Source organism: Pseudomonas migulae (assembly GCF_043225285.1).
GTDB classification, from domain to species: Bacteria; Pseudomonadota; Gammaproteobacteria; order Pseudomonadales; family Pseudomonadaceae; genus Aquipseudomonas; species Aquipseudomonas migulae_C.
In genome coordinates this window covers 1,709,364-1,732,785 of sequence record NZ_CP171224.1, presented here as the reverse complement: position 1 = coordinate 1,732,785, position 23,422 = coordinate 1,709,364, and the positions used below count along the sequence as shown (strand labels likewise).

Genomic DNA, 23,422 nt, shown 5'->3' with positions numbered 1-23,422 from the left:
ATGCGGCACATTATTTCCTTGCTTCTGGAAAACGAACCTGGCGCTCTGTCTCGTGTAGTCGGCCTGTTCTCGCAGCGCAACTACAACATTGAAAGCCTGACCGTGGCGCCAACGGAAGACCCGACCCTGTCGCGTCTGACGCTGACCACGGTGGGTCACGATGAGATCATCGAGCAGATCACCAAGAACCTGAACAAGCTGATCGAAGTGGTCAAGCTGGTCGACCTGTCGGAAAGTGCTCACATCGAGCGCGAACTGATGCTGGTCAAGGTCAAGGCCACCGGCGCACAGCGCGCCGAGATCAAGCGCACTACCGATATTTACCGTGGGCAGATCGTCGATGTCAGCGCTAGCGTGTATACCGTTCAACTGACCGGTACCAGCGACAAGCTCGACAGCTTCATTCAGTCCATTGGCACCGCCTCGATCCTGGAGACCGTCCGTAGCGGCGTAACCGGTATCGCCCGCGGCGACAAAGTACTCAGCATCTAAACCAAATTAGCGAATGGCCTGAACGGCCTGGATATATAGGGGAAATTCATGAAAGTTTTCTACGATAAAGACTGCGACCTGTCGATCATCCAGGGCAAGAAAGTTGCCATCATCGGTTACGGTTCCCAGGGCCACGCTCAAGCGTGCAACCTGAAAGACTCCGGCGTTGATGTCACTGTTGGCCTGCGTAAAGGTTCGGCGACTGTTGCCAAGGCTGAAGCTCACGGCCTGAAAGTGACTGACGTTGCTTCTGCTGTTGCTGCTGCGGACCTGGTCATGATCCTGACCCCGGACGAGTTCCAGTCTGCCCTGTACAAGAACGAAATCGAGCCGAACATCAAGAAAGGCGCCACCCTGGCCTTCTCCCACGGTTTCGCGATCCACTACAACCAGGTTGTTCCGCGCGCTGACCTCGACGTGATCATGATCGCGCCGAAAGCACCGGGCCACACCGTGCGTTCCGAGTTCGTCAAGGGCGGCGGTATTCCTGACCTGATCGCTATCTATCAGGATGCTTCCGGCAACGCCAAAAACGTTGCACTGTCCTACGCTGCCGGCGTTGGCGGTGGTCGTACCGGTATCATCGAAACCACCTTCAAGGACGAGACTGAAACCGACCTGTTCGGCGAACAAGCCGTTCTGTGCGGCGGTACCGTTGAACTGGTCAAAGCCGGTTTCGAAACCCTGGTTGAAGCTGGCTACGCTCCGGAAATGGCCTACTTCGAATGCCTGCATGAACTGAAACTGATCGTTGACCTCATGTACGAAGGCGGTATCGCCAACATGAACTACTCGATCTCCAACAACGCCGAATACGGCGAGTACGTGACCGGCCCTGAAGTTATCAACGCCGAATCCCGTCAGGCCATGCGCAACGCCCTGAAACGTATTCAGGACGGCGAATACGCCAAGATGTTCATCAGCGAAGGCGCAACCGGCTATCCTTCGATGACCGCCAAGCGTCGTAACAACGCCGCTCACGGTATCGAAATCATCGGCGAGCAACTGCGCTCCATGATGCCGTGGATCGGTGCCAACAAGATCGTCGACAAAGCCAAAAACTAAGTCGCGCACTTGTATGGAAAACGCGGCCTAGGCCGCGTTTTTTCGTTTGGAAGGCCGGTTCTGGTATAAAGCTGCATCGTTTGCGGCCGAACCGTCGTCCCAGACACCTGTCGAAACTTTCCACCCCGTTGCAAGGTAATGTCCATGAGCGAACGTCCCGAAGAGCCAAACCAGGCTTCTGACGCCGAAAGCCTGCTGCCCATCGATGAACACGTCGAGGAAGGGCATGACGCTGAAGGTCGTAAAGTCCGGCATCGTGGTATCTATCTTCTGCCGAATCTTTTCACCACTGCGAACCTGTTCGCAGGGTTCTACTCCATCATCAACTCGATGAGTGCCCAGAGCGCATTGAGTGCCGGTGATGCCATTGGCGCGAGCAAGTATTTCGCTTTCGCCGCGATAGCGATTTTCGTCGCCATGGTGCTCGACGGCCTTGACGGTCGCGTTGCCCGGATGACCAACACCCAAAGCGCCTTCGGTGCCGAGTACGACTCGCTGTCGGACATGGTCGCCTTCGGTGTCGCGCCGGCATTGCTGGCATTCGGTTGGGCTTTGGGCGACATGGGCAAGGTTGGCTGGATGGTTGCCTTCATTTATGTCGCGGGCGCGGCCCTGCGTCTGGCGCGCTTCAATACTCAGGTTGGCACCGCGGATAAACGCTACTTCATCGGCCTGGCCAGTCCGGCTGCCGCGGGTGTGGTGGCGGGGATTGTCTGGGCATTCAGCGATTACGGTATCCAGGGTTCCAAGATGTCTTTCCTGGTCGCGCTGATGGTGGCGGCTGCCGGCATGCTGATGGTCAGCAACATCAAGTACAACAGCTTCAAGGAGCTGGACCTGAAGGGACGCGTTCCTTTCGTGGCGATCCTGGCTGTGGTGCTGGTGTTTGCCGTGGTGTTTAGCGATCCGCCGCGCATCCTGTTGCTGGTTTTCCTCGCCTACGCGGCATCTGGTCCGGTTCAATACCTGTTACGTCTTCGCCGGAACAAAAACACGTAATTTCCCTCATACTCCGCAGTCTATTGGTGCATCTGTTCTCCAATGCTGCGGAGTTGCCATGCTGATCAAAATCCCCAAAGCGTCTGACTGCCATGAGTCGGATGTCACGCCAGAATCCCTCTATCTTTCTCGTCGCAATGTGCTGGGTGCGGCTGTTGCCGGTTTGGCTGTTGGTAGCTTGCCGCGTTGGGTGAGTGCTGACGATGCCGCGCGTTATCCGGATGTTGAACCTGGCAAGGCGCCTTCCTGGTTTGCTGAAAAGCTTCCTTCTACCCAGTGGGGGGCGGTCAACGTCAAGGATGAGGCCATCACGCCGTTCAAGGACGCGACCCACTACAACAACTTCTATGAGTTCGGCACCGACAAAGGTGACCCGGCGGCCAATGCGGGCGCGCTGAAGACTGAGCCCTGGAGTGTGGTGGTGGACGGGGAGGTGGGCAAGCCGGGGCGATACGCACTGGAAGACTTCATGAGGCCTTACCAGTTGGAGGAGCGTATTTATCGCCTTCGCTGTGTGGAGGCCTGGTCGATGGTGATTCCGTGGATCGGTTTCCCTATTTCGGCGCTGCTCAAGCAAGTCGAGCCAACTTCCAAAGCCAAGTTCATCCGTTTCGAAACCTTGCAGGATCCCAAGACCATGCCGGGGCAGCGTTCCGGTTTTGCCCTGATCGACTGGCCCTATGTCGAAGGGCTGCGACTGGATGAGGCAATGAACCCTTTGGCGATTCTTGCCGTGGGCATGTATGGGCGCGAGTTGCCGAACCAGAACGGCGCGCCTCTGCGTTTGGTGGTGCCTTGGAAGTACGGCTTCAAGAGCATCAAATCCATCGTGCGGATCAGCCTGGTCAGCGAGCAGCCGAAAACGACCTGGCAAAGCATTGCTGCAGACGAGTACGGTTTCTATGCCAACGTGAATCCAACGGTCGATCATCCGCGCTGGACCCAGGCTCGGGAGCGACGTTTGCCGAGTGGTCTGTTCAAGCCCAATGTGCGTGACACGCAAATGTTCAACGGCTACTCGGATGAAGTCGCCTCCTTATATGCAGGGCTCGATCTGCGGAAAAATTACTGATGCGATATCCGTTGTGGCGAGTCGGTGTCTTTATTGCTGCAGCGGTGTGGCCGTTGCTCTGGCTGTATCAGGCGTGGGCGGATGTGCTGGGGCCGGACCCGGGCAAGGTACTGGTTGATCGGTTGGGGCTGGGTACGCTGGTGCTGCTGCTTGTTACGTTGAGTATGACGCCGTTGCAGAAACTCACCGGTTGGGCAGGGTGGATTGCTGTCCGGCGGCAACTGGGGTTGTGGTGCTTCGCTTACGTGGTGCTGCATATGAGCGGTTACACCGCGTTCATTCTGGGTTTTGATTGGTCGCAGCTGGGCGTTGAGTTACGCAAGCGGCCGTACATTATTGTCGGAGCGTTGGGATTCCTTTGTTTGCTGGCGTTGGCGTTGACGTCCAATCGCTACAGTCAGCGGCGCTTGGGATCTCGCTGGAAGAAGTTGCATCGACTGGCCTACGTGGTCCTCGGTCTTGGATTGCTGCATATGTTGTGGATTGTGCGGGCTGATCTGAAGGAGTGGGCGATCTATGCCTTTATAGGAGTCTTTCTATTAGTGCTGCGCTTGCCACCTGTAACCCGCCGAATTCCACGTTTAACCGGCAAAAAATCATCTTCTTCGAGAAAAGCATAATTAAGGGTTGACGGCAGATTCTGGAAGTCTATAATTCGCCCCACTTCCGGCGCAGTCGAAACGGAAAACTCCTTGGTAAACAACGAGTTACGCAGTTTTCGGCAGCGAGTTGCTTCAGGTCATCGAAGCCCAGAAGGAGTCGGTCAAGCGGTGTTGTAAGGCTTGATGGACGGTTCGATCTTCTCGGTCGAAAGCGGAGAAAAAGAGGTGTTGACAGCAGCGAGTAACGCTGTAGAATTCGCCTCCCGCTAACGAGAGATCGGAAGCGCAAGTGGTTGAAGTTGCAAAGGAAACTTTGAAAACTTCTGAAAATAACCGCTTGACAGCAACAGAGGCTGCTGTAGAATGCGCGCCTCGGTTGAGACGAAAGATCTTAACCAACCGCTCTTTAACAACTGAATCAAGCAATTCGTGTGGGTGCTTGTGGAGTCAGACTGATAGTCAACAAGATTATCAGCATCACAAGTTACTCCGCGAGAAATCAAAGATGTAACCAACGATTGCTGAGCCAAGTTTAGGGTTTCTTAAAAACCCAAAGATGTTTGAACTGAAGAGTTTGATCATGGCTCAGATTGAACGCTGGCGGCAGGCCTAACACATGCAAGTCGAGCGGTAGAGAGAAGCTTGCTTCTCTTGAGAGCGGCGGACGGGTGAGTAATGCCTAGGAATCTGCCTGGTAGTGGGGGATAACGTTCGGAAACGGACGCTAATACCGCATACGTCCTACGGGAGAAAGCAGGGGACCTTCGGGCCTTGCGCTATCAGATGAGCCTAGGTCGGATTAGCTAGTTGGTGAGGTAATGGCTCACCAAGGCGACGATCCGTAACTGGTCTGAGAGGATGATCAGTCACACTGGAACTGAGACACGGTCCAGACTCCTACGGGAGGCAGCAGTGGGGAATATTGGACAATGGGCGAAAGCCTGATCCAGCCATGCCGCGTGTGTGAAGAAGGTCTTCGGATTGTAAAGCACTTTAAGTTGGGAGGAAGGGCAGTAAATTAATACTTTGCTGTTTTGACGTTACCGACAGAATAAGCACCGGCTAACTCTGTGCCAGCAGCCGCGGTAATACAGAGGGTGCAAGCGTTAATCGGAATTACTGGGCGTAAAGCGCGCGTAGGTGGTTTGTTAAGTTGGATGTGAAAGCCCCGGGCTCAACCTGGGAACTGCATTCAAAACTGACAAGCTAGAGTATGGTAGAGGGTGGTGGAATTTCCTGTGTAGCGGTGAAATGCGTAGATATAGGAAGGAACACCAGTGGCGAAGGCGACCACCTGGACTGATACTGACACTGAGGTGCGAAAGCGTGGGGAGCAAACAGGATTAGATACCCTGGTAGTCCACGCCGTAAACGATGTCAACTAGCCGTTGGGAGCCTTGAGCTCTTAGTGGCGCAGCTAACGCATTAAGTTGACCGCCTGGGGAGTACGGCCGCAAGGTTAAAACTCAAATGAATTGACGGGGGCCCGCACAAGCGGTGGAGCATGTGGTTTAATTCGAAGCAACGCGAAGAACCTTACCAGGCCTTGACATCCAATGAACTTTCCAGAGATGGATTGGTGCCTTCGGGAACATTGAGACAGGTGCTGCATGGCTGTCGTCAGCTCGTGTCGTGAGATGTTGGGTTAAGTCCCGTAACGAGCGCAACCCTTGTCCTTAGTTACCAGCACGTAATGGTGGGCACTCTAAGGAGACTGCCGGTGACAAACCGGAGGAAGGTGGGGATGACGTCAAGTCATCATGGCCCTTACGGCCTGGGCTACACACGTGCTACAATGGTCGGTACAGAGGGTTGCCAAGCCGCGAGGTGGAGCTAATCCCATAAAACCGATCGTAGTCCGGATCGCAGTCTGCAACTCGACTGCGTGAAGTCGGAATCGCTAGTAATCGCGAATCAGAATGTCGCGGTGAATACGTTCCCGGGCCTTGTACACACCGCCCGTCACACCATGGGAGTGGGTTGCACCAGAAGTAGCTAGTCTAACCTTCGGGAGGACGGTTACCACGGTGTGATTCATGACTGGGGTGAAGTCGTAACAAGGTAGCCGTAGGGGAACCTGCGGCTGGATCACCTCCTTAATCGACGACATCAGCTGCTCCATAAGTTCCCACACGAATTGCTTGATTCATTGAAGAAGACGATAAGAAGCAGCCCGAAATTGGGTCTGTAGCTCAGTTGGTTAGAGCGCACCCCTGATAAGGGTGAGGTCGGCAGTTCGAATCTGCCCAGACCCACCAATTTTTGTGTGGGATCCTGTAGCAATACGGGGCCATAGCTCAGCTGGGAGAGCGCCTGCCTTGCACGCAGGAGGTCAACGGTTCGATCCCGTTTGGCTCCACCACTACTGCTTCTGTTTGTTGAAAGCTTAGAAATGAGCATTCCATGGTGACATGGTGAATGTTGATTTCTAGTCTTTGGCTAGATCGTTCTTTAAAAATTTGGGTATGTGATAGAAAGATAGACTGAACGTTACTTTCACTGGTAACGGATCAGGCTAAGGTAAAATTTGTGAGTTTAATCGCGAATTTTCGGCGAATGTCGTCTTCACAGTATAACCAGATTGCTTGGGGTTATATGGTCAAGTGAAGAAGCGCATACGGTGGATGCCTTGGCAGTCAGAGGCGATGAAAGACGTGGTAGCCTGCGAAAAGCTTCGGGGAGTCGGCAAACAGACTTTGATCCGGAGATGTCTGAATGGGGGAACCCACCTAACATAAGTTAGGTATCTTAAGCTGAATACATAGGCTTAAGAAGCGAACCAGGGGAACTGAAACATCTAAGTACCCTGAGGAAAAGAAATCAACCGAGATTCCCTTAGTAGTGGCGAGCGAACGGGGACTAGCCCTTAAGTGGCTTTGAGATTAGCGGAACGCTCTGGAAAGTGCGGCCATAGTGGGTGATAGCCCTGTACGCGAAAATCTCTTAGTCATGAAATCGAGTAGGACGGAGCACGAGAAACTTTGTCTGAATATGGGGGGACCATCCTCCAAGGCTAAATACTACTGACTGACCGATAGTGAACTAGTACCGTGAGGGAAAGGCGAAAAGAACCCCGGAGAGGGGAGTGAAATAGATCCTGAAACCGTATGCGTACAAGCAGTGGGAGCCCACTTTGTTGGGTGACTGCGTACCTTTTGTATAATGGGTCAGCGACTTATTTTCAGTGGCGAGCTTAACCGAATAGGGGAGGCGTAGCGAAAGCGAGTCTTAATAGGGCGTCTAGTCGCTGGGAATAGACCCGAAACCGGGCGATCTATCCATGGGCAGGTTGAAGGTTGGGTAACACTAACTGGAGGACCGAACCGACTACCGTTGAAAAGTTAGCGGATGACCTGTGGATCGGAGTGAAAGGCTAATCAAGCTCGGAGATAGCTGGTTCTCCTCGAAAGCTATTTAGGTAGCGCCTCATGTATCACTGTAGGGGGTAGAGCACTGTTTCGGCTAGGGGGTCATCCCGACTTACCAAACCGATGCAAACTCCGAATACCTACAAGTGCCGAGCATGGGAGACACACGGCGGGTGCTAACGTCCGTCGTGAAAAGGGAAACAACCCAGACCGTCAGCTAAGGTCCCAAAGTTATGGTTAAGTGGGAAACGATGTGGGAAGGCTTAGACAGCTAGGAGGTTGGCTTAGAAGCAGCCACCCTTTAAAGAAAGCGTAATAGCTCACTAGTCGAGTCGGCCTGCGCGGAAGATGTAACGGGGCTCAAACCATACACCGAAGCTACGGGTATCACTTAGGTGATGCGGTAGAGGAGCGTTCTGTAAGCCTGTGAAGGTGAGTTGAGAAGCTTGCTGGAGGTATCAGAAGTGCGAATGCTGACATGAGTAACGACAATGGGTGTGAAAAACACCCACGCCGAAAGACCAAGGTTTCCTGCGCAACGTTAATCGACGCAGGGTTAGTCGGTCCCTAAGGCGAGGCTGAAAAGCGTAGTCGATGGAAAACAGGTTAATATTCCTGTACTTCTGGTTATTGCGATGGAGGGACGGAGAAGGCTAGGCCAGCTTGGCGTTGGTTGTCCAAGTTTAAGGTGGTAGGCTGGAATCTTAGGTAAATCCGGGATTCTAAGGCCGAGAGCTGATGACGAGTGTTCTTTTAGAACACGAAGTGGTTGATGCCATGCTTCCAAGAAAAGCTTCTAAGCTTCAGGTAACCAGGAACCGTACCCCAAACCGACACAGGTGGTTGGGTAGAGAATACCAAGGCGCTTGAGAGAACTCGGGTGAAGGAACTAGGCAAAATGGCACCGTAACTTCGGGAGAAGGTGCGCCGGTGAGGGTGAAGGACTTGCTCCGTAAGCTCATGCCGGTCGAAGATACCAGGCCGCTGCGACTGTTTATTAAAAACACAGCACTCTGCAAACACGAAAGTGGACGTATAGGGTGTGACGCCTGCCCGGTGCCGGAAGGTTAATTGATGGGGTTAGCTAACGCGAAGCTCTTGATCGAAGCCCCGGTAAACGGCGGCCGTAACTATAACGGTCCTAAGGTAGCGAAATTCCTTGTCGGGTAAGTTCCGACCTGCACGAATGGCGTAACGATGGCGGCGCTGTCTCCACCCGAGACTCAGTGAAATTGAAATCGCTGTGAAGATGCAGTGTATCCGCGGCTAGACGGAAAGACCCCGTGAACCTTTACTATAGCTTTGCACTGGACTTTGAATTTGCTTGTGTAGGATAGGTGGGAGGCTTTGAAGCGTGGACGCCAGTTCGCGTGGAGCCATCCTTGAAATACCACCCTGGCAACTTTGAGGTTCTAACTCAGGTCCGTTATCCGGATCGAGGACAGTGTATGGTGGGTAGTTTGACTGGGGCGGTCTCCTCCTAAAGAGTAACGGAGGAGTACGAAGGTGCGCTCAGACCGGTCGGAAATCGGTCGTAGAGTATAAAGGCAAAAGCGCGCTTGACTGCGAGACAGACACGTCGAGCAGGTACGAAAGTAGGTCTTAGTGATCCGGTGGTTCTGTATGGAAGGGCCATCGCTCAACGGATAAAAGGTACTCCGGGGATAACAGGCTGATACCGCCCAAGAGTTCATATCGACGGCGGTGTTTGGCACCTCGATGTCGGCTCATCACATCCTGGGGCTGAAGCCGGTCCCAAGGGTATGGCTGTTCGCCATTTAAAGTGGTACGCGAGCTGGGTTTAGAACGTCGTGAGACAGTTCGGTCCCTATCTGCCGTGGACGTTTGAGATTTGAGAGGGGCTGCTCCTAGTACGAGAGGACCGGAGTGGACGAACCTCTGGTGTTCCGGTTGTCACGCCAGTGGCATTGCCGGGTAGCTATGTTCGGAATAGATAACCGCTGAAAGCATCTAAGCGGGAAACTAGCCTCAAGATGAGATCTCACTGGGACCTTGAGTCCCCTGAAGGGCCGTCGAAGACTACGACGTTGATAGGTTGGGTGTGTAAGCGCTGTGAGGCGTTGAGCTAACCAATACTAATTGCCCGTGAGGCTTGACCATATAACACCCAAGCAATTTGACTACTCGAGAGAGCATCAGATTGCGGTGTGTGAAGACGAAACGAACCGAAAGTTCGAGAACAAACACACAAACTATCGCATACCCAATTCGCTGGAACGTCGAAAGACGCGTCAGCTCAAGAATTTCTTGACGACCATAGAGCATTGGAACCACCTGATCCCATCCCGAACTCAGCAGTGAAACGATGCATCGCCGATGGTAGTGTGGGGTTTCCCCATGTGAGAGTAGGTCATCGTCAAGATTAAATTCCGAAACCCCAATTGCGAAAGCAGTTGGGGTTTTGTTTTGCCCGGAATAAAAGCCGGATTCGGCACCGCACAAATTTGCACAGTTATTTTCGACTCATGACACTAGAATAGGTCCAACTTTTTCGGAGCCAGAGCCTTTATGCCAGATCCGGTTGACGCCTCCGGGCTGTCAGAATTACCGCTGGACGACTTGGTGGCGTGTCATGAGTGCGACTTGCTGATGCGCAAGCCCAAGCTTGCCCATGGCGAGAAAGCCCTGTGTCCACGCTGCGGCTACGAGCTCTATGCTCATCGGCACAATGTTGTGCACCGCAGTCTCGCCTTGGTGATCGCCGCACTGTTGTTGTACATCCCGGCGAACTTTTTACCCATCATGCAGCTCAATCTACTCGGGCAGTCGTCGCAAGACACGGTCTGGACCGGCGTTGTTGGGCTGTTCGATACCGGGATGCAAGGTGTTTCAGTCATCGTTTTTCTGTGCAGCATGGGTATCCCGCTACTCAAGCTGCTCTGCCAGCTGGCCGTGCTGCTGAGTATTCGTTTTGATGTCGGCCGTAGTTACGGCTTGCTGCTCTATCGGATTTATCACCATTTACGTGATTGGGGGATGCTTGAGGTCTACCTCATGGGCGTATTGGTGGCGATCGTCAAGCTGGCAGATATGGCAGCGATCACCGTCGGCTTCGGTCTGGCCTGCTTTATCGGTTTGTTGTTGGTCCAGGTCTGGTTGGAAGTTGTGATGTCACCTCATCAGATCTGGCAGGCTTTATCAGGAGAGGATGCCCATGCGGGCGATTGATGCAGGCATTCTGATTTGCACCGAATGCCATGAATTGAACAAGCAGGAGGCTGACACCGACGAGCAGGTCTGCACCCGTTGCGGTGCCCTGGTTCATGCTCGGCGTCCGAACAGCCTCGCGCGTACCTGGGCGCTGCTGATCACGGCAGCGATTCTCTACATCCCGGCCAACGTACTGCCGATCATGACGGTCAGTTCCCTCGGGCAGGGCGATCCCAGCACCATCATGTCCGGTGTGATCCAGCTGGTTCAGCACGGCATGATTCCTATCGCCGCCGTGGTTTTCATCGCCAGTATTCTGGTACCGACGTTCAAACTGGTGGGCATCGCCTTGCTGCTGTTTTCGGTGCAGCGCCGCCAGCCGCTTTCGGCTCGTCAGCGCATCTGGATGTACCGCTTTATCGAGTTCATTGGTCGTTGGTCGATGCTCGACATCTTTGTGATCGCCATCCTGGTGGCGGTCGTTAATTTTGGACGGCTTGCCAGCGTCGAAGCCGATCTTGGCGCCATCGCTTTCGCCAGTGTGGTGATTTTGACGATGCTCGCCGCAGTAACTTTTGATCCCCGACTGATTTGGGATAACACGGAGTCGGACGACGACCATGACTGATTTGCCTACAGCGAAAACCCGACCGGCCTCAAACTGGTCCGCCATTTGGGTGTTGCCCCTGATCGCCTTGATCATTGGCGGCTGGCTCGGCTGGCGTGCTTATACCGAAACCGGCATCGAGGTTCAGGTGCGTTTTGAAAGCGGCGAAGGCATTCAGGCCAACAAGACTGAAGTCGTCTACAAAGGCATGTCGGTCGGCAAGGTCAAAACCCTCACCCTCGACGATGAAGGCGCTTCGAAAGGGGTGATCGCCACCGTCGAGATGAACAAGGACGTGGAGCAATACCTGCGAACCAGCACGCGCTTCTGGCTGGTGAAGCCGAGCGTAACGCTGGCCGGTATCACCGGTCTGGAAACCCTGGTTTCCGGTAACTATGTCGCGATCAGCCCGGGCGAAGGCGAACCCACGCGCAAATTCAAGGCGCTGGCTGAAGAACCACCGCTGTCCGACGCCCAGCCCGGTCTGCACCTGACCATCAAGGCTGATCGACTCGGTTCGCTGAACCGCGGCAGCCCGGTGTTCTACAAGCAGATTCGCGTCGGCCAGATCAAAAGTTACGTGTTGTCAGAAGACCAGAGCACGGTTGAGCTGAAGGTCTTCATCGAGCCGACCTACGCCAAACTGGTGCGCAAACACACGCGTTTCTGGAACGCCAGCGGCATCAGCATCGACGCCAACCTGTCCGGTGTGAAAGTGCGCAGTGAATCCCTGGCCAGCATCGTCGCCGGTGGTATTGCGTTCGCCACGCCGGAAAACCGTAAGGACAGCCCGCCCACTGATCCGAGCCTGCCGTTCCGTCTTTACGAAGACTTTGATGCGGCAGCGGCCGGTATTCGGGTCAAGGTCAAACTCAGCGACTTCGAAGGGCTGCAGGCCGGTCGTACACCGGTGATGTACAAAGGCATCCAGGTCGGCAATCTGAAGGCGCTGAAGATCGATCCTGATCTGTCCGGTGCCACTGCCGAATTGACTCTCGACCCATTGGCCGAAGACTACCTGGTCGACGGCACTCAGTTCTGGGTGGTCAAACCGTCGATTTCCCTTGCGGGCATTACCGGCCTGGAAGCCCTGGTCAAAGGCAACTACATAGCTGTACGTCCTGGCGACAAAGGCGCAGCGCCGCAGCGCGAATTTGTCGCCCGGCCCAAGGCTCCGCCGCTGGACCTCCGTTCGCCTGGCTTGCACCTGGTGTTGTTCACCGAGAACCTCGGTTCGCTGGAAGTCGGCAGCCCGATTCTCTACAAGCAGGTCAAGGTTGGTTCGGTGCAGAGCTATCAGTTCTCGCGGACCAAGAAACAGTTGGTGATCGGCGTGCACATTGAGAAGGAATACGAGGGACTGGTGAACGCCTCGACCCGTTTCTGGAACGCCAGTGGCATTACGCTCACGGGTGGGCTGACCGGAGGGATCCAGGTCAAAAGCGAATCGCTGCAAAGTTTGATGGCCGGTGGTATCGCCTTCGAAACACCGCTTGCCAAAGCACCGCTGCAAAAGAAGATCCCGCGTTTCCGCCTGTTTGCCAGTCATGATGAGGCGAACCAGAAAGGCGCCGTAGTCACGATCAAGGTTGATCGGGCCGATGGCTTGCGCAGTGGCACCCCGGTGCGATTCAAAGGTCTGGATGTCGGCAAGATCGAAGACGTCGACCTCAGCGATGATCTGCAATCGGTGTTGCTCACCGCGCGGATTACCGAAGTGCCGGAGCGCATTGCCCGGGTTGGCAGTCAGTTCTGGGTGGTCAAGCCCGAGTTGGGGCTGATCAAGACCTCGAACCTGGAAACCCTGGTAACCGGTCAATACATCGAAGTGCAGCCGGCAGCGAAAAACCTTGGGCCGCAGAAAGACTTCGTGGCCCTGGCCAATCCTCCTGAAACCGCCAAACAGGAAGCCGGGTTAAGTCTGGTTCTCAGCGCCGCTCGCCGCGGTTCGTTGAAAACCGGTGTGCCGGTGACGTACCGCGAAGTCACTGTAGGCAAAGTGACGGGTTATGAACTGGGGCAGACCGCTGACCGTGTGTTGGTGCACATCCTGATCGAGCCGAAGTACGCGCCACTGGTGCGCAGTGGTACCCGGTTCTGGAACACCAGTGGTTTTGGTTTCGACTACGGCTTGTTCAAGGGGGCGACAGTGCGCACTGAATCGCTGGAGACGCTGATTCAGGGCGGCATCGCGTTCGCCACGCCTGACGGGGATCGCATGGGTAATCCGGCGCGACCGGAGCAGACGTTCCCGCTGTTCGACAAGTTCGAAGATGAATGGCTGACCTGGGCGCCGAAGATATCGCTCGGTAAGTAGTGAATTAGCGGCCGCGCTGCCGCTATCGCGAGCAGGCTCGCTCCTACAGGTTTTGTGTTTGACACAACTCCACTGTAGGAGTGAGCCTGCTCGCGGTGGGGCCCTCAAGACCACCGAAGCTACTGACGAAAGCCCACAAAAAAGGCCGCGATCCATTGGATCGCGGCCTTTTTTATTGCCTCGGATTTAACCCGGATCAGACCGCATCCAGCTCCGGCTCATCGGCTTCAGCATTCACCACAGCCTTCACCTCATAATGACGGCGGATGTACTTCCAGTCCGCCTCATCGATGTAGATCCCGTTCGGCCCGCTGCCGCCTTCCAGGTCAATCGCCACACTGGCGCAAACTTGCGGTTTCACACTCGCCAGAATCGGCACGAAGCCCAGTTGCAGGCTGGTTTCCAGCAACGCGGCCTGGTTCTTCTCGTCGATGTCCGCTGCCTCGTCGAGGTAGTACGGCAGGCGCACGCGGCCGGCCTGGTCGCGGTCCATCAAGTGCAGCAACAAGTACATGTTGGTCAGCGCCTTGATGGTCATCGTCGTGCCGTTGGACGCAGCGCCGTCGATGTCGGTGTGGATCACCGGCTGACCGTTGACCTTGGTGATCTCGAACGCCAGCTCGAACAAGTCCTTGAGACCGAGCTGGTTGTGGTTAGCCGCCACCAGCCGTGCCAGGTACTCCTTGGCTTCTTCGTTCTTGTTGTCCTGATCGGCGCTTTGGCTCAGGTCGAACACGGAGAGGGTTTCGCCTTCTTCGTACTGGCCGGCGCTGTGGATGATCTGGTCGATGTGCTTGAGCGCTTCCTTGTTCGGCGCGAGCACGATGCGGAAGCTCTGCAGGTTGGAGACCTGACGTTTGTTGATCTCGCGGTTGAACAGCGCCAGTTGGTGCTCGAGGCTGTCGTAGTCGCTGCGAATGTTGCGCAGGGTCCGGGCGATGTCGGTGACCGCCGCACGACGCGCCTTGCCGAGCGTCAGTGCTTCATCGGTACGGTGTGCGTAGGCATTGATCAGCAGTTGCAGGCGACGCTCCATATCGTCTTCGCTGTCGAACTTGGCCACGCCCTTGAGGCGCACCTGAGCGTACAGCGCGTCGATCTGACCGTCGCTGCGCAGCAAACCCTGCCAGCTGTCCTGATAGTCGTTGAGCAGCGGCAGCAGGTTGTCCATGGAATCGTCGATGGGGTCCATGAACGGCGTGCCAAACGGCAGGTCTGCCGGCAACAGCTGACGACGGCGCAGGGCGTCGTCGAGGGTGCGCTGCTTGGCTTCCATGTCGCCGATCTGCCGGCCGACCAGTTGCAGCTTGGCCGACAGTTGCTGGACGCGTTCGGTAAAGGCGTCGCTGGAACGCTTCAACTCGTCCTGTGCCGCTTCCATCTGCGCCAGCTGTTCAAGTTTGTCGCCTTCCTCGGCACTCAGGGTTTGCGAGCGACGGAAGTCTTCCAGGGCTTTCTGCGCATCCAGCACTTGCTGGTACAGCGCTTCGGTCTGGGTCTTGCTCGCCGCGCGGTCAGCCGCCACGGCTTGCTGGGTTTTCAGCTGCTTGAGTTCTTTTTCCAGCCGCTCTTTCTGATCGCGCAACGCGGCGCGGTCAGCCAGGGCTTGCAGCGCCGGAGGCTCGATGTGCGAGATGTCGATGGACAGGCCCGGCACTTCGAAGCGCTCGCCTTTGAAGCCATCGAGGATCAGCTCCATGGATTTGACCCACTGGCCGTCCTCGTCCAGCGTGATGCCATGTTCGCCGAGCGGCAGGCTGAACAGCGCGCTGTTGAACAGGCGCATCAGGCGCTCGACGTCCTGCTGCGAAAACTCTTCGCGCAGACGGGCGTAGCTGTTGTTGTCGGCGTGATCGAGTTGTTGCTTGACCGACTTCAGGCGTTTTTCCAGGTCCCGTAGACGTTCTTCGAGGTCTTCGGCAGAGAACTGCCGCGACTGTGCCAGCGCGCCGGCCAGTTCATCGTGCGCGTCCTTGGCCGCGAGCAGTTGCTGCTCAAGTACCTTGACGTCATCGACCAGTGCGAAGCGATTCTTCAATGCCGACAGTTCGCCGAGCCAGCGCTGGATGCCAGTGATTTCCCGCTCCAGGCGCATCAGTTCCTGAGTGCCGCCACGCTGATCGTTTTGCAGCGCGTCTTGTTCGTTGCGGTAATGCTCGGCCTGAATCGTCAGCTCTTCCTTGCGTGCACTGGCGTAGTCCGACCAGGTGCCGAGCAAGGAATCGAGCAGCGGCGAGATCCGGTGCAGTTTGCCGCGCAGAATATTGCGCTGGGTCACGCCTGCCGCGAGGGCTTCAACCAACGGGCCGGCGGTGACCAGCGAGTTGTAGTCCTGCTCCATGCGTCGTACATCGCGGAAGGCTTCTTCGCACGCGGCGATGTAATCGACGCTGCCGGAACGCAGGCTGTGTTCGAAGGCATCGAGGAACAGCTGCTTGAGCTTGGCCGCGGTGATTTCGCGCATGTGCAGCAGGTTGATGAACAGCGCACGGAAGGTCTTCAGGCTCTGCTCGCTGGTGGAGCGCAGCGGAATCAGGGTCAGGTCCAGCGGGATGGACGTGTGACCACCGACCAGCAAGCGACGCAGTTCATCTGGCTTGAGTTCGTAGGCTTTCAGGCCCTCGCGCTCAAGGTTGGTGAACAGTTCTTTCTGGCGCAGACAGGTGTCGTTTTTCTGGTAATGGGCCAGGTCGAGCTTGCCGGCGTAGGCAAAGAACTGGTGACCGAAACCGCCACCCGGGCCGCGACCGACCACGCCGATCACGTGCGGGCCGTGTGGTAGCGAGACTTCGACCAGGATGTAGCTGGTGTCCGAGGCGAAGTAGAAACGCCGGGATTGTTCGAGGCTGTACTTGCCGAAACTCATGTCCGACATGCGTGCCAGGATCGGGAACTGCAAGGCGTTGATCGAGGCGGATTTACCGAGGTTGTTCGCGCCGTAGACCGATAACGGTTCTTCCAGCGGAAACAGGCCGAGGCTATAGCCGGCCGTGTTCAAAAGGGCAAAGCGGCGGATGCCGTAGCGTTCCTTGCTCATGCGTCGGTCTCCTGTTCTTCGGCTATGGCGCGGGCCAGGGCGTCTTCTTCGCTTTCTTCAGCGAAATCACTGAGGTCCAGCGGGTCATCGGTTTGCAGCAGTTTTTCGTCGCTGTCTTCATCGATCAGCACCGGAACCGGCAGCGGCAGCACGCTGTGCAGGCTGGCGGCCAGATCGCGGTCCTGCTGAACCGACAGGCAGACATCGAGGAAACGGTGCATCGGCGGCAGGAAGCGGTAGATGCCGGTCTCTTCGCTGGCGAAACCGAGCTGGGTCATGCGGCGCATGATTTTTTCTTCGAGTTCTTCCTGGGTCTGCACTTCGGCCTGGATGAACAGGTCGCGGTACTTTTCCAGCAGCGACGGCAGTTCGTCGCGGCCGAGGCTGCCGCCGTCGAGCACGGCAATCGGGTCACGGCCCTGATCCGCCAGGTGCTCGACGAGGATGAAGGTGAACAGCGCCAGACGTTGCGCGGTCTTGTTCACCGCCGCAGCGGCGAGGTCCGGCACGAAGTAGTAGAAACCCCGGGTGTCGCAGACCAGTTCAAAGCCCAGCGCCTTGAACAGCGTGCGGTACTGGTCCTGAAAGTTCGACAGTTGCGCGTACAGCTCCGGATCGCGGCGGCTGACGTGGTAACCCTTGAACAGCTCGCGAAAGATCGGCGCGAGTTGGGACAGTTCGGATAGATCAAGATGCATGTGGAGTGCTCGCAGAATTCTCGATGGCCTCTGGGCCGGCCGAGAGCAGGGCGAAGGAGCGCAGGCTGACCTGGTGCTCATGAGTGTGGTAATCGCGGCGTTCCAGGCGCTCGCGTTTGAAGCGCTTCTCACGGGACAGGCGTGAGAACCAATAGAGCAATTCGTCGGTGGCGCCGTTCGGTTCCTGTTCAAGCAACCAGGTCATCAAGTCCGGCATCGGCAGGGCGTCTTCGCAGCGTTCGAGCATTTCGCGAACGGTGCGTGGCGCGCGTGGGGCTTCGCCTTTCTGGGCCTTGTGCGCCTTGGGGAAACGCGCCGGTTTCGGTTCGAATCTCGCCAGGGCGTAGACGTAGGCTTCGACCTGACTGGCGCTGCCGAGGAAGGTGCTTTGCGGTCGGGTGAACATCGGCATCGCCGCTTGCGGCACCGCGTCGAGACCTTTGCGACGAATCGCGGCCAATGCCAGCGCGGCGCCCCGGGTCACGGCGTTGTGCCGGCGCGCTTCTTCACGCAGCGGCAACAGCAGTTCCCGGGCATGACGCAGCGTCAGTTGGGCGCTGGTCTGCATTTCGAGGATGCGCGCGTGGGTGCGCAACAGCATGTCGTCATCGACCAGATGGCCAAGGCGTTGCTGCTCGGTGAGCATTTTCAGCAGGACGTTTTCGACCTTGCGTACGCCTTGTTCGAAGGCGCCGTCGGCGTTCACCAACTGAATCATCGGCTCGACGTATTCGTCCCAGGTTGCCAGCACTTCGGCGTAACGCTGACGCAGCGGAATCTGCCGGTCACTGGTTTTCGCTCGTTCGGCGACGGCCACCAGCGCCTGTTCGTCGTTGGCGAGCTTCTTCAGTACGTCGCGTACGCGCATGTCGAGCAGGCGCAACTGGCGGGCAAGGTCGTTGCCGTCGCGAATGTCGAAGGCGTCCTGGATGTAACCGGCCAGGCGTTCGAGGTGGCGCAGGTACGCTTCGATTTCCAGGCACAGGCCCAGACGGTGCTCACGGCGCAGGTAAGCGAGGAAGTCGTGGATCTGCGCGTTGAGCTCGAAACGGTTCGGGCTTTTCGCCACGGGTACCAGAATGTCGAGGCGGATCCACACGTCCAGCAGGCTGGTGATGTCCTGCGGCGTACTGTCGAGTTGCTGGGCGGCCAGTTGCGTGCGCAGTTCGTTGAGGCTCAGTGTGCCTTGGTCGAAGTGCTCGCACAGTGGCTCCAGAAGTGCCCAGTGTTCAGCGAGGGCGCGCAAGACGCGCTTGGGTTCGATCATCGGAATGGCCGGCTGGTTGGCGATTAAAAGCCGCGATTGTACTGCATCGGGACCGATGCGATTCACTCTCGGGACGGGCAGTAGCTGTTTCTAAGGGAAAGAGTATCGATCAAGCGCGGGCGATCTTGAGCGAAGGGCGGTAGAATCAGCGCACTTTAGTTATCCACAAGTGGCCGACCTTTGCTTATCGAGTCCCGTCGTCGCGCTTATTTGACTGCCATGCAGGTGGTCAACTGGCTGCCGCGCACCGAATTGCCCTTCGCCGCGCCCTCGCGGCCCGAGCTGCTGGAGATGCCCGAGCCATTGGTCGTCGAGCCGGTTGTGCGGGCGTCTGTGGCTGAAACGCCCGTGGAGCCCGTGGTCAAGCCAGCGGAGCGGATGAAGATCGAGGTGCCGCGGCCTTCGTTGGCCAGTACGCGCACGAATGCCAAGGTTGAAGAAGAAGAGGCACCCGTCGCGGTCAAGGCGCCGGTCGTGCCGCCACCTCGATTCGCCCTGCAATTGCTGCGTGCCGGTCGCTGCCTGCTGCTGGTGGAGTTACCCACAGGCGAAAGCTTCCAGACCCGCGATCCTGCGTATCTGTTGCTCAAGGACATGCTGCGCGCCGCCGGTCTGCCGGACAGCCCGCAGATCATCGGCGAGCCGGTACGCTGGCCGCTGTTGACTCGGGGCACGATGGATCAGGGGCCGGAAGCCGCCCGCGACTTCGTGCAAGGCTTTCTGTCGGCCCGACTCGAAGATGCGCCATGCGTCTGCGTGTGGCTCATCGGCCTGCCGGCGGTGCGTTTTGCCGGTGAGGCCAACGCCGAATCCTTCAACCGTGAACTCCAGGTCGAAGGCCTGGGCTCGGTCTGGGCCCTGCCGGGTCTGGAATTGTTAATGGAAGAGCCACAGCGTAAGGCTGATGTCTGGCAAGCCATGCGCCGGCTGATGGCGCGCTGGAAAGAATCGAATGAGTGACGCTGTATCGTTTCGCCCGATGACCGAGGCGGATCTGGACGCTGTACTGAAAATTGAATTCGCGGCCTACAGCCATCCCTGGACCCGCGGGATTTTTCTCGATGGGCTGGGCAAGTACCAGATCTGGCTGATGTTCGAAGGTTCGCAGCAAGTCGGGCACGGCGTGGTGCAGATCATTCTGGATGAAGCGCATCTGCTGAACATCACCGTCAAACCGGAAAATCAGGGCCGTGGCCTGGGTTTGACGTTGCTTGAACACCTGATGTCTATCGCCTACAAGGCCGAGGCGCGGGAGTGCTTTCTGGAAGTGCGCGACAGCAACCGGTCGGCGTTTCGGTTGTATGAGCGGTACGGCTTCAACGAGATTGGCCGGCGTCGGGATTACTATCCGGCGGTGGGCGGGCGCGAAGATGCCGTGGTCATGGCCTGCACCCTTGTTGACTGAACCTTAAAGCTTCGCGAGCAGGCTCGCTCCTACAGGTTGTGTGTACGACATATATCCACTGTAGGAGCGAGCCTGCTCGCGATGGCGATTCCCCGGTGACCGAATATCACCGATTACCATCCATCGGATCCCGCCGCGCCAGCTCCTCTTCATCCAGCCCATTGCCCCCGCCGATGTCATCTTCATCGACAATGCTCAAATCCCAATCAGCCCGGCGATCTTCGCCCGCCTCATGGGCATCCCTCGCGCCGTCTTCGTGGATCAATGTTTCCGGGCTCATATCGTCGTCGGTAGGTTCATGATCGGCGGTAGACGCCCCCGTCATGCCCGCTTCACGCACACGTTCTTCGGGCATCAGCTGTTCGCGTTCGTTTTCCGACAGTTCGTCGCCGATTTTTGCACTGGGTTCGTCCTCGTCAAAATCCAGCTCGTGCATCGAACCCATGCGGTCTTCGTTGTCGTCGATGGGCTCGGGCTGCACCGCGTCGAACGGACGTCGTGAATCAGTCATGGCAATTCCTCATACTGTGGGCCTTACTAGGGTGGACCCATTGGGCTGCCCGGAATTCCAACGGCATTGAACACCGGTAAACTGCATCATCGGCAATCTGCATTGTGCGCGTGACCCCGACGGACGGTTGTCAGTCAAACCTGCGCATCATTCTCGAGGCTTCATTGCATGAACGAATTACAAGATCTGATTGATAACAACGAGCGCTGGGCTGACGCGATCACCAAGGAAGATCCTGATTTCTTCGCCAAACTGGCCCGTCAGCAAACGCCGGAATTCCTCTGGATCGGCTGCTCCGACGCCCGCGTTCCGGCGAACGAGATTGTTGGCATGCTGCCCGGCGACCTGTTCGTACACCGCAACGTGGCCAACGTGGTGCTGCACACTGACCTCAATTGCCTGTCGGTCATCCAGTACGCGGTTGACGTGCTCAAGGTCAAACACATCCTGGTCACCGGCCATTATGGCTGCGGTGGCGTGCGAGCCTCGATGCAGGACCGCCAGTTTGGCTTGATCGACGGCTGGCTGCGGTCGATTCGCGACCTGTACTACGAAAAGCGCGAAGAGCTTTCCAAGCTGCCTACAGAAGAGGAACAGGTGGATCGCCTCTGCGAACTTAACGTGATCCAGCAAGTGGCCAACGTCGGGCACACCAGCATTGTGCAAAACGCCTGGCACCGTGGGCAGAAACTGTCGATTCACGGTTGCATCTACGGCATCAAGGACGGTCGCTGGAAGAGCCTGAACGCCACCATCAGTGGTTTCGAGCAGTTGCCGCCGCAGTATCGCCTGCGTCCGTTCGAGCCGCTGTAAGAAATTCCGGCAGGCTTCATCGACGCCAATTCTGGAAAAACAGCTGGCCATTGGCATTCGGCCTTTCGTCGTAGCCAGTGATCCAGCCGCGACAGCAAGCGCAATTACAGCGGCAGGCAAACTGCCGCTGCAGCTTGTCTTCCGTGGCGGCGAAATCCATGGTCAGTCGATCGCCTTTTCTGATGTCCTTCAGCGCCCATAACCACAGTTCACTCATGTCGAGAAAAACATTGGGGTCGCAGCTGTGGTTGAGCAGGGCGCAGAAAAGCGGATCGTAGACATGGATACCCGGTGCCAGTTGTCGGGTATGTCGACTGCGATAGGGCAACAAATGCCCCGAAACCCGGCAGATCCGGGTGAGGCGCGGAAATTCGCGCAGGGCCTCGACAGCGATTGCCGATTGCCGGGCGTTGCAGATGATTTCGAAGTCGGCTTTGGAGGGAAATCCAAGGCGCAGGGGTAACTCCGCAAAGGGATAGATGCCATCGGATAATGGCGGTGTGATTCTTTGATCGACGTGGGCTGTCATGATCTTCCTTGTCGGGCAGTGTGCTGCGACCTCCGTCAGCTGACATCCTGTCAGCCCTGCAACACATGAGTACGTTTCAAGCCTCTCGCAAAAGAAATCGTCGGTCTACTGTCATAACTGACAGGGGAAAAGCGCCTATTCCCGCGTCAGCCAAGGCTCACGCAGGAACGTTCTCCGGTCTTTTACAGATGCGGTGCGGGCACCGCCGTCGCCGGCGACGGGACCTTGAGCAGTTTGAGTTGCGCCTTGATCGGCGTCGTCGCGCATTTGGCCGAGGCTGCCCCGGGCGTCAGGTTGCGGATCGAGGTGTAGAACAGCGCGCAGGTTTTGTCGGCCTGGGCCACTTGCCAGGTCTGGGTGCAGCTTCTCAGTTCAATGTCTGCATTGCTGTCCAGGTCGCGGCCCATGGCGGCCTGCCAGCACGCGGCGCTCAAATCCTGCCCCATGACTTTCAGGCCCGCCGCATCAGCCTGGGCCTGGGCATCTTTGCCGGTGTAGCTGGCCGGGTCGGCGGCGTACCAGATGTAGCTCGGATGGTTGGCACCCAGCACCGGTACTTTCACTCCCTCTTTCGGACTGATGGTCGCCAGGCCCAGCACGTTTACGGTCGGTCCGTATTGCTGCTTTATCCAGTTACGCACTGGCGAACCGAATGCGACCATTGGCAGCGCGTCACCACTGGCGTTCTGGCTGACGTCCTTGACCATGGTGGTCTGATATTCCTTGAAGTAGTCGTAGACGCCTTCCAGATCCTTGCCCGCGTTGGACGGCGCGGCAATCGGCGCGATGTCGATGATGGTCTGGAACGCCGGGGTCTGCTCGGCTGTGATCCCGTTGAGCGTCAGCAGCGTGGCCCAACGATCGGTGGTGGCCGACTTCAGGTAGTCCTGGGCCTGGGTCAGCGAGTAATCCGGCGGGAAGTGCAGCAACTCGACGCTTCGGCGGTTCTCCAGTGCCATGCCCAGTGGCAGGAACAGATACCAGCTGTACGCCCACTTCCCATCCGCATTCAGCTTGCTGGCGCCGTTGTACGCCAGGTCACCAGCATCGAGCAGCGCGGCCAACGGCTTGTCATAGCCTCTGGGCACCCCTGTGAACGCGGCATAAAGCTGACCGTTATCGGTTTTGACCTGCACCTTCGCGTCGGCGTAACCATCGCGCTGCACGCTTTGCGTCAGGTAATGCTCGACGGTCTGTTCGAGTGTCCAGTTGCGAAAACAGATCACGTTGCAGTTGTTGGGGTAGGCGAACAGTCGGGTGACGCGCTCCGTGCTGCCCAGCTTCAGATCGGCATCCGCATGGACAGCGGTGCTCAGGGTCAGGGCGGCAAGGGTGAGTGTTGCGAGTTTGAACATGCTCAGATCCTTTTCAGCGTGGTCCCGATCAAGGGGAGTACACGTCATAGTGGATCAGAGGCGATACACAGGAAAGTGGATGCCCGCACTTTTTTCATAGACCCTGTTTGTAGC

Annotated in this window: 17 protein-coding genes, 2 tRNA genes and 3 rRNA genes; 16 read left to right on the top strand and 6 right to left on the bottom strand. The window is 57.1% G+C overall.

Annotated elements, in window-relative coordinates; translation table 11 throughout:
• The 13 genes from ilvN (at position 1) to ACF6ZU_RS07960 (ending at position 13,693) form a co-directional block, all read left to right on the top strand.
• The gene (gene ilvN, locus ACF6ZU_RS08020; protein WP_003205610.1) at positions 1–492 is read left to right on the top strand and encodes an acetolactate synthase small subunit; all 492 of its coding nucleotides are present in this window, start codon (positions 1–3) and stop codon (positions 490–492) included.
• A 48-nt stretch (positions 493–540) separates the two neighbouring features.
• Positions 541–1,557, top strand: a complete 1,017-nt coding sequence (gene ilvC, locus ACF6ZU_RS08015; RefSeq protein ID WP_003185459.1) for a ketol-acid reductoisomerase — start codon at positions 541–543, stop codon at positions 1,555–1,557.
• 144 nt (positions 1,558–1,701) lie between these two features.
• Positions 1,702–2,556, top strand: a complete 855-nt coding sequence (pssA, locus tag ACF6ZU_RS08010; protein WP_392891365.1) for a CDP-diacylglycerol--serine O-phosphatidyltransferase — start codon at positions 1,702–1,704, stop codon at positions 2,554–2,556.
• Between the two features lie 58 nt (positions 2,557–2,614).
• Positions 2,615–3,628, top strand: coding sequence for a protein-methionine-sulfoxide reductase catalytic subunit MsrP (msrP, locus tag ACF6ZU_RS08005; RefSeq protein ID WP_392891363.1), 1,014 nt, complete (start codon positions 2,615–2,617; stop codon positions 3,626–3,628).
• Entirely contained in the window at positions 3,628–4,248 is a 621-nt protein-coding gene (msrQ, locus tag ACF6ZU_RS08000; RefSeq protein WP_392891361.1) for a protein-methionine-sulfoxide reductase heme-binding subunit MsrQ, read from the top strand. The genes msrP and msrQ overlap by 1 nt, the downstream gene beginning before the upstream one ends.
• Before the next feature lie 544 nt (positions 4,249–4,792).
• Positions 4,793–6,329 (top strand): 16S ribosomal RNA (locus ACF6ZU_RS07995).
• Between the two features lie 82 nt (positions 6,330–6,411).
• A tRNA-Ile gene (locus ACF6ZU_RS07990) sits at positions 6,412–6,488 on the top strand.
• A gap of 28 nt (positions 6,489–6,516) precedes the next feature.
• A tRNA-Ala gene (locus ACF6ZU_RS07985) sits at positions 6,517–6,592 on the top strand.
• A gap of 235 nt (positions 6,593–6,827) precedes the next feature.
• Positions 6,828–9,719 (top strand): 23S ribosomal RNA (locus ACF6ZU_RS07980).
• Positions 9,720–9,865: 146 nt separating this feature from the next.
• Positions 9,866–9,981 (top strand): 5S ribosomal RNA (rrf, locus tag ACF6ZU_RS07975).
• The 16S, 23S and 5S rRNA genes sit together here with 2 tRNA genes alongside, the layout of an rRNA operon.
• A 146-nt stretch (positions 9,982–10,127) precedes the next feature.
• On the top strand, positions 10,128–10,787 hold the full coding sequence (locus ACF6ZU_RS07970; RefSeq protein ID WP_392891359.1) for a paraquat-inducible protein A: 660 nt from the start codon (positions 10,128–10,130) through the stop codon (positions 10,785–10,787).
• Complete coding sequence (locus tag ACF6ZU_RS07965) at positions 10,774–11,397, top strand: paraquat-inducible protein A (protein WP_392891357.1); 624 nt, start codon at positions 10,774–10,776, stop codon at positions 11,395–11,397. The genes ACF6ZU_RS07970 and ACF6ZU_RS07965 overlap by 14 nt, the downstream gene beginning before the upstream one ends.
• Entirely contained in the window at positions 11,390–13,693 is a 2,304-nt protein-coding gene (locus tag ACF6ZU_RS07960) for an intermembrane transport protein PqiB (protein WP_392891355.1), read from the top strand. The genes ACF6ZU_RS07965 and ACF6ZU_RS07960 overlap by 8 nt, the downstream gene beginning before the upstream one ends.
• Positions 13,694–13,889: 196 nt before the next feature.
• On the opposite strand, the gene mksF is transcribed toward ACF6ZU_RS07960, so the two are convergent.
• From mksF to mksB, 3 genes are read right to left on the bottom strand one after another with little or no spacing between them, the layout of a single operon-like run.
• Positions 13,890–16,730: an Mks condensin complex protein MksF gene (gene mksF / locus ACF6ZU_RS07955; RefSeq protein WP_392891354.1), complete on the bottom strand. Its 2,841-nt coding sequence runs from the start codon at positions 16,728–16,730 to the stop codon at positions 13,890–13,892.
• On the bottom strand, positions 16,727–17,428 hold the full coding sequence (gene mksE / locus ACF6ZU_RS07950) for an Mks condensin complex protein MksE (protein WP_392891352.1): 702 nt from the start codon (positions 17,426–17,428) through the stop codon (positions 16,727–16,729). The genes mksF and mksE overlap by 4 nt, the downstream gene beginning before the upstream one ends.
• Positions 17,418–18,695 carry an Mks condensin complex protein MksB gene (gene mksB / locus ACF6ZU_RS07945; RefSeq protein ID WP_392891351.1) on the bottom strand — a complete coding sequence of 426 codons (1,278 nt, stop codon included), beginning with the start codon at positions 18,693–18,695 and terminating at the stop codon, positions 17,418–17,420. Before mksB ends, mksE begins: the two co-directional genes overlap by 11 nt.
• A 219-nt stretch (positions 18,696–18,914) precedes the next feature.
• On the opposite strand from mksB, the gene ACF6ZU_RS07940 reads away from it, so the two are divergent.
• Both ACF6ZU_RS07940 and rimI read left to right on the top strand, forming a co-directional pair.
• Positions 18,915–19,655, top strand: coding sequence for an energy transducer TonB (locus tag ACF6ZU_RS07940; RefSeq protein ID WP_392893745.1), 741 nt, complete (start codon positions 18,915–18,917; stop codon positions 19,653–19,655).
• Positions 19,648–20,100, top strand: a complete 453-nt coding sequence (rimI, locus tag ACF6ZU_RS07935; protein ID WP_008025817.1) for a ribosomal protein S18-alanine N-acetyltransferase — start codon at positions 19,648–19,650, stop codon at positions 20,098–20,100. Before ACF6ZU_RS07940 ends, rimI begins: the two co-directional genes overlap by 8 nt.
• 106 nt (positions 20,101–20,206) lie before the next feature.
• On the opposite strand, the gene ACF6ZU_RS07930 is transcribed toward rimI, so the two are convergent.
• The gene (locus tag ACF6ZU_RS07930) at positions 20,207–20,611 is read right to left on the bottom strand and encodes a serine kinase/phosphatase (RefSeq protein ID WP_392891348.1); all 405 of its coding nucleotides are present in this window, start codon (positions 20,609–20,611) and stop codon (positions 20,207–20,209) included.
• Between the two features lie 168 nt (positions 20,612–20,779).
• Here ACF6ZU_RS07930 and can point away from each other — a divergent pair, with 168 nt between their 5' ends.
• Positions 20,780–21,424 (top strand): carbonate dehydratase, encoded by a 645-nt coding sequence (can, locus tag ACF6ZU_RS07925; RefSeq protein WP_017340775.1) that lies wholly within the window; start codon positions 20,780–20,782, stop codon positions 21,422–21,424.
• A gap of 16 nt (positions 21,425–21,440) precedes the next feature.
• On the opposite strand, the gene ACF6ZU_RS07920 is transcribed toward can, so the two are convergent.
• Positions 21,441–21,953 carry an SET domain-containing protein-lysine N-methyltransferase gene (locus ACF6ZU_RS07920; RefSeq protein ID WP_392891346.1) on the bottom strand — a complete coding sequence of 171 codons (513 nt, stop codon included), beginning with the start codon at positions 21,951–21,953 and terminating at the stop codon, positions 21,441–21,443.
• A 182-nt stretch (positions 21,954–22,135) separates the two neighbouring features.
• Positions 22,136–23,308, bottom strand: a complete 1,173-nt coding sequence (locus ACF6ZU_RS07915; RefSeq protein ID WP_392891344.1) for a hypothetical protein — start codon at positions 23,306–23,308, stop codon at positions 22,136–22,138.
• Positions 23,309–23,422: the final 114 nt, after the last annotated feature.

Bases quoted from the DNA above. Each gene is read 5' to 3' on its own strand.
- ilvN (WP_003205610.1), top strand. From the start codon at position 1: ATGCGGCACATTATTTCCTTGCTTCTGGAAAACGAACCTGGCGCTCTG.
- ilvC (WP_003185459.1), top strand. From the start codon at position 541: ATGAAAGTTTTCTACGATAAAGACTGCGACCTGTCGATCATCCAGGGC.
- pssA (WP_392891365.1), top strand. From the start codon at position 1,702: ATGAGCGAACGTCCCGAAGAGCCAAACCAGGCTTCTGACGCCGAAAGC.
- msrP (WP_392891363.1), top strand. From the start codon at position 2,615: ATGCTGATCAAAATCCCCAAAGCGTCTGACTGCCATGAGTCGGATGTC.
- msrQ (WP_392891361.1), top strand. From the start codon at position 3,628: ATGCGATATCCGTTGTGGCGAGTCGGTGTCTTTATTGCTGCAGCGGTG.
- ACF6ZU_RS07970 (WP_392891359.1), top strand. From the start codon at position 10,128: ATGCCAGATCCGGTTGACGCCTCCGGGCTGTCAGAATTACCGCTGGAC.
- ACF6ZU_RS07965 (WP_392891357.1), top strand. From the start codon at position 10,774: ATGCGGGCGATTGATGCAGGCATTCTGATTTGCACCGAATGCCATGAA.
- ACF6ZU_RS07960 (WP_392891355.1), top strand. From the start codon at position 11,390: ATGACTGATTTGCCTACAGCGAAAACCCGACCGGCCTCAAACTGGTCC.
- mksF (WP_392891354.1), bottom strand. From the start codon at position 16,730: ATGAGCAAGGAACGCTACGGCATCCGCCGCTTTGCCCTTTTGAACACG.
- mksE (WP_392891352.1), bottom strand. From the start codon at position 17,428: ATGCATCTTGATCTATCCGAACTGTCCCAACTCGCGCCGATCTTTCGC.
- mksB (WP_392891351.1), bottom strand. From the start codon at position 18,695: ATGATCGAACCCAAGCGCGTCTTGCGCGCCCTCGCTGAACACTGGGCA.
- ACF6ZU_RS07940 (WP_392893745.1), top strand. From the start codon at position 18,915: ATGCAGGTGGTCAACTGGCTGCCGCGCACCGAATTGCCCTTCGCCGCG.
- rimI (WP_008025817.1), top strand. From the start codon at position 19,648: ATGAGTGACGCTGTATCGTTTCGCCCGATGACCGAGGCGGATCTGGAC.
- ACF6ZU_RS07930 (WP_392891348.1), bottom strand. From the start codon at position 20,611: ATGACTGATTCACGACGTCCGTTCGACGCGGTGCAGCCCGAGCCCATC.
- can (WP_017340775.1), top strand. From the start codon at position 20,780: ATGAACGAATTACAAGATCTGATTGATAACAACGAGCGCTGGGCTGAC.
- ACF6ZU_RS07920 (WP_392891346.1), bottom strand. From the start codon at position 21,953: ATGACAGCCCACGTCGATCAAAGAATCACACCGCCATTATCCGATGGC.
- ACF6ZU_RS07915 (WP_392891344.1), bottom strand. From the start codon at position 23,308: ATGTTCAAACTCGCAACACTCACCCTTGCCGCCCTGACCCTGAGCACC.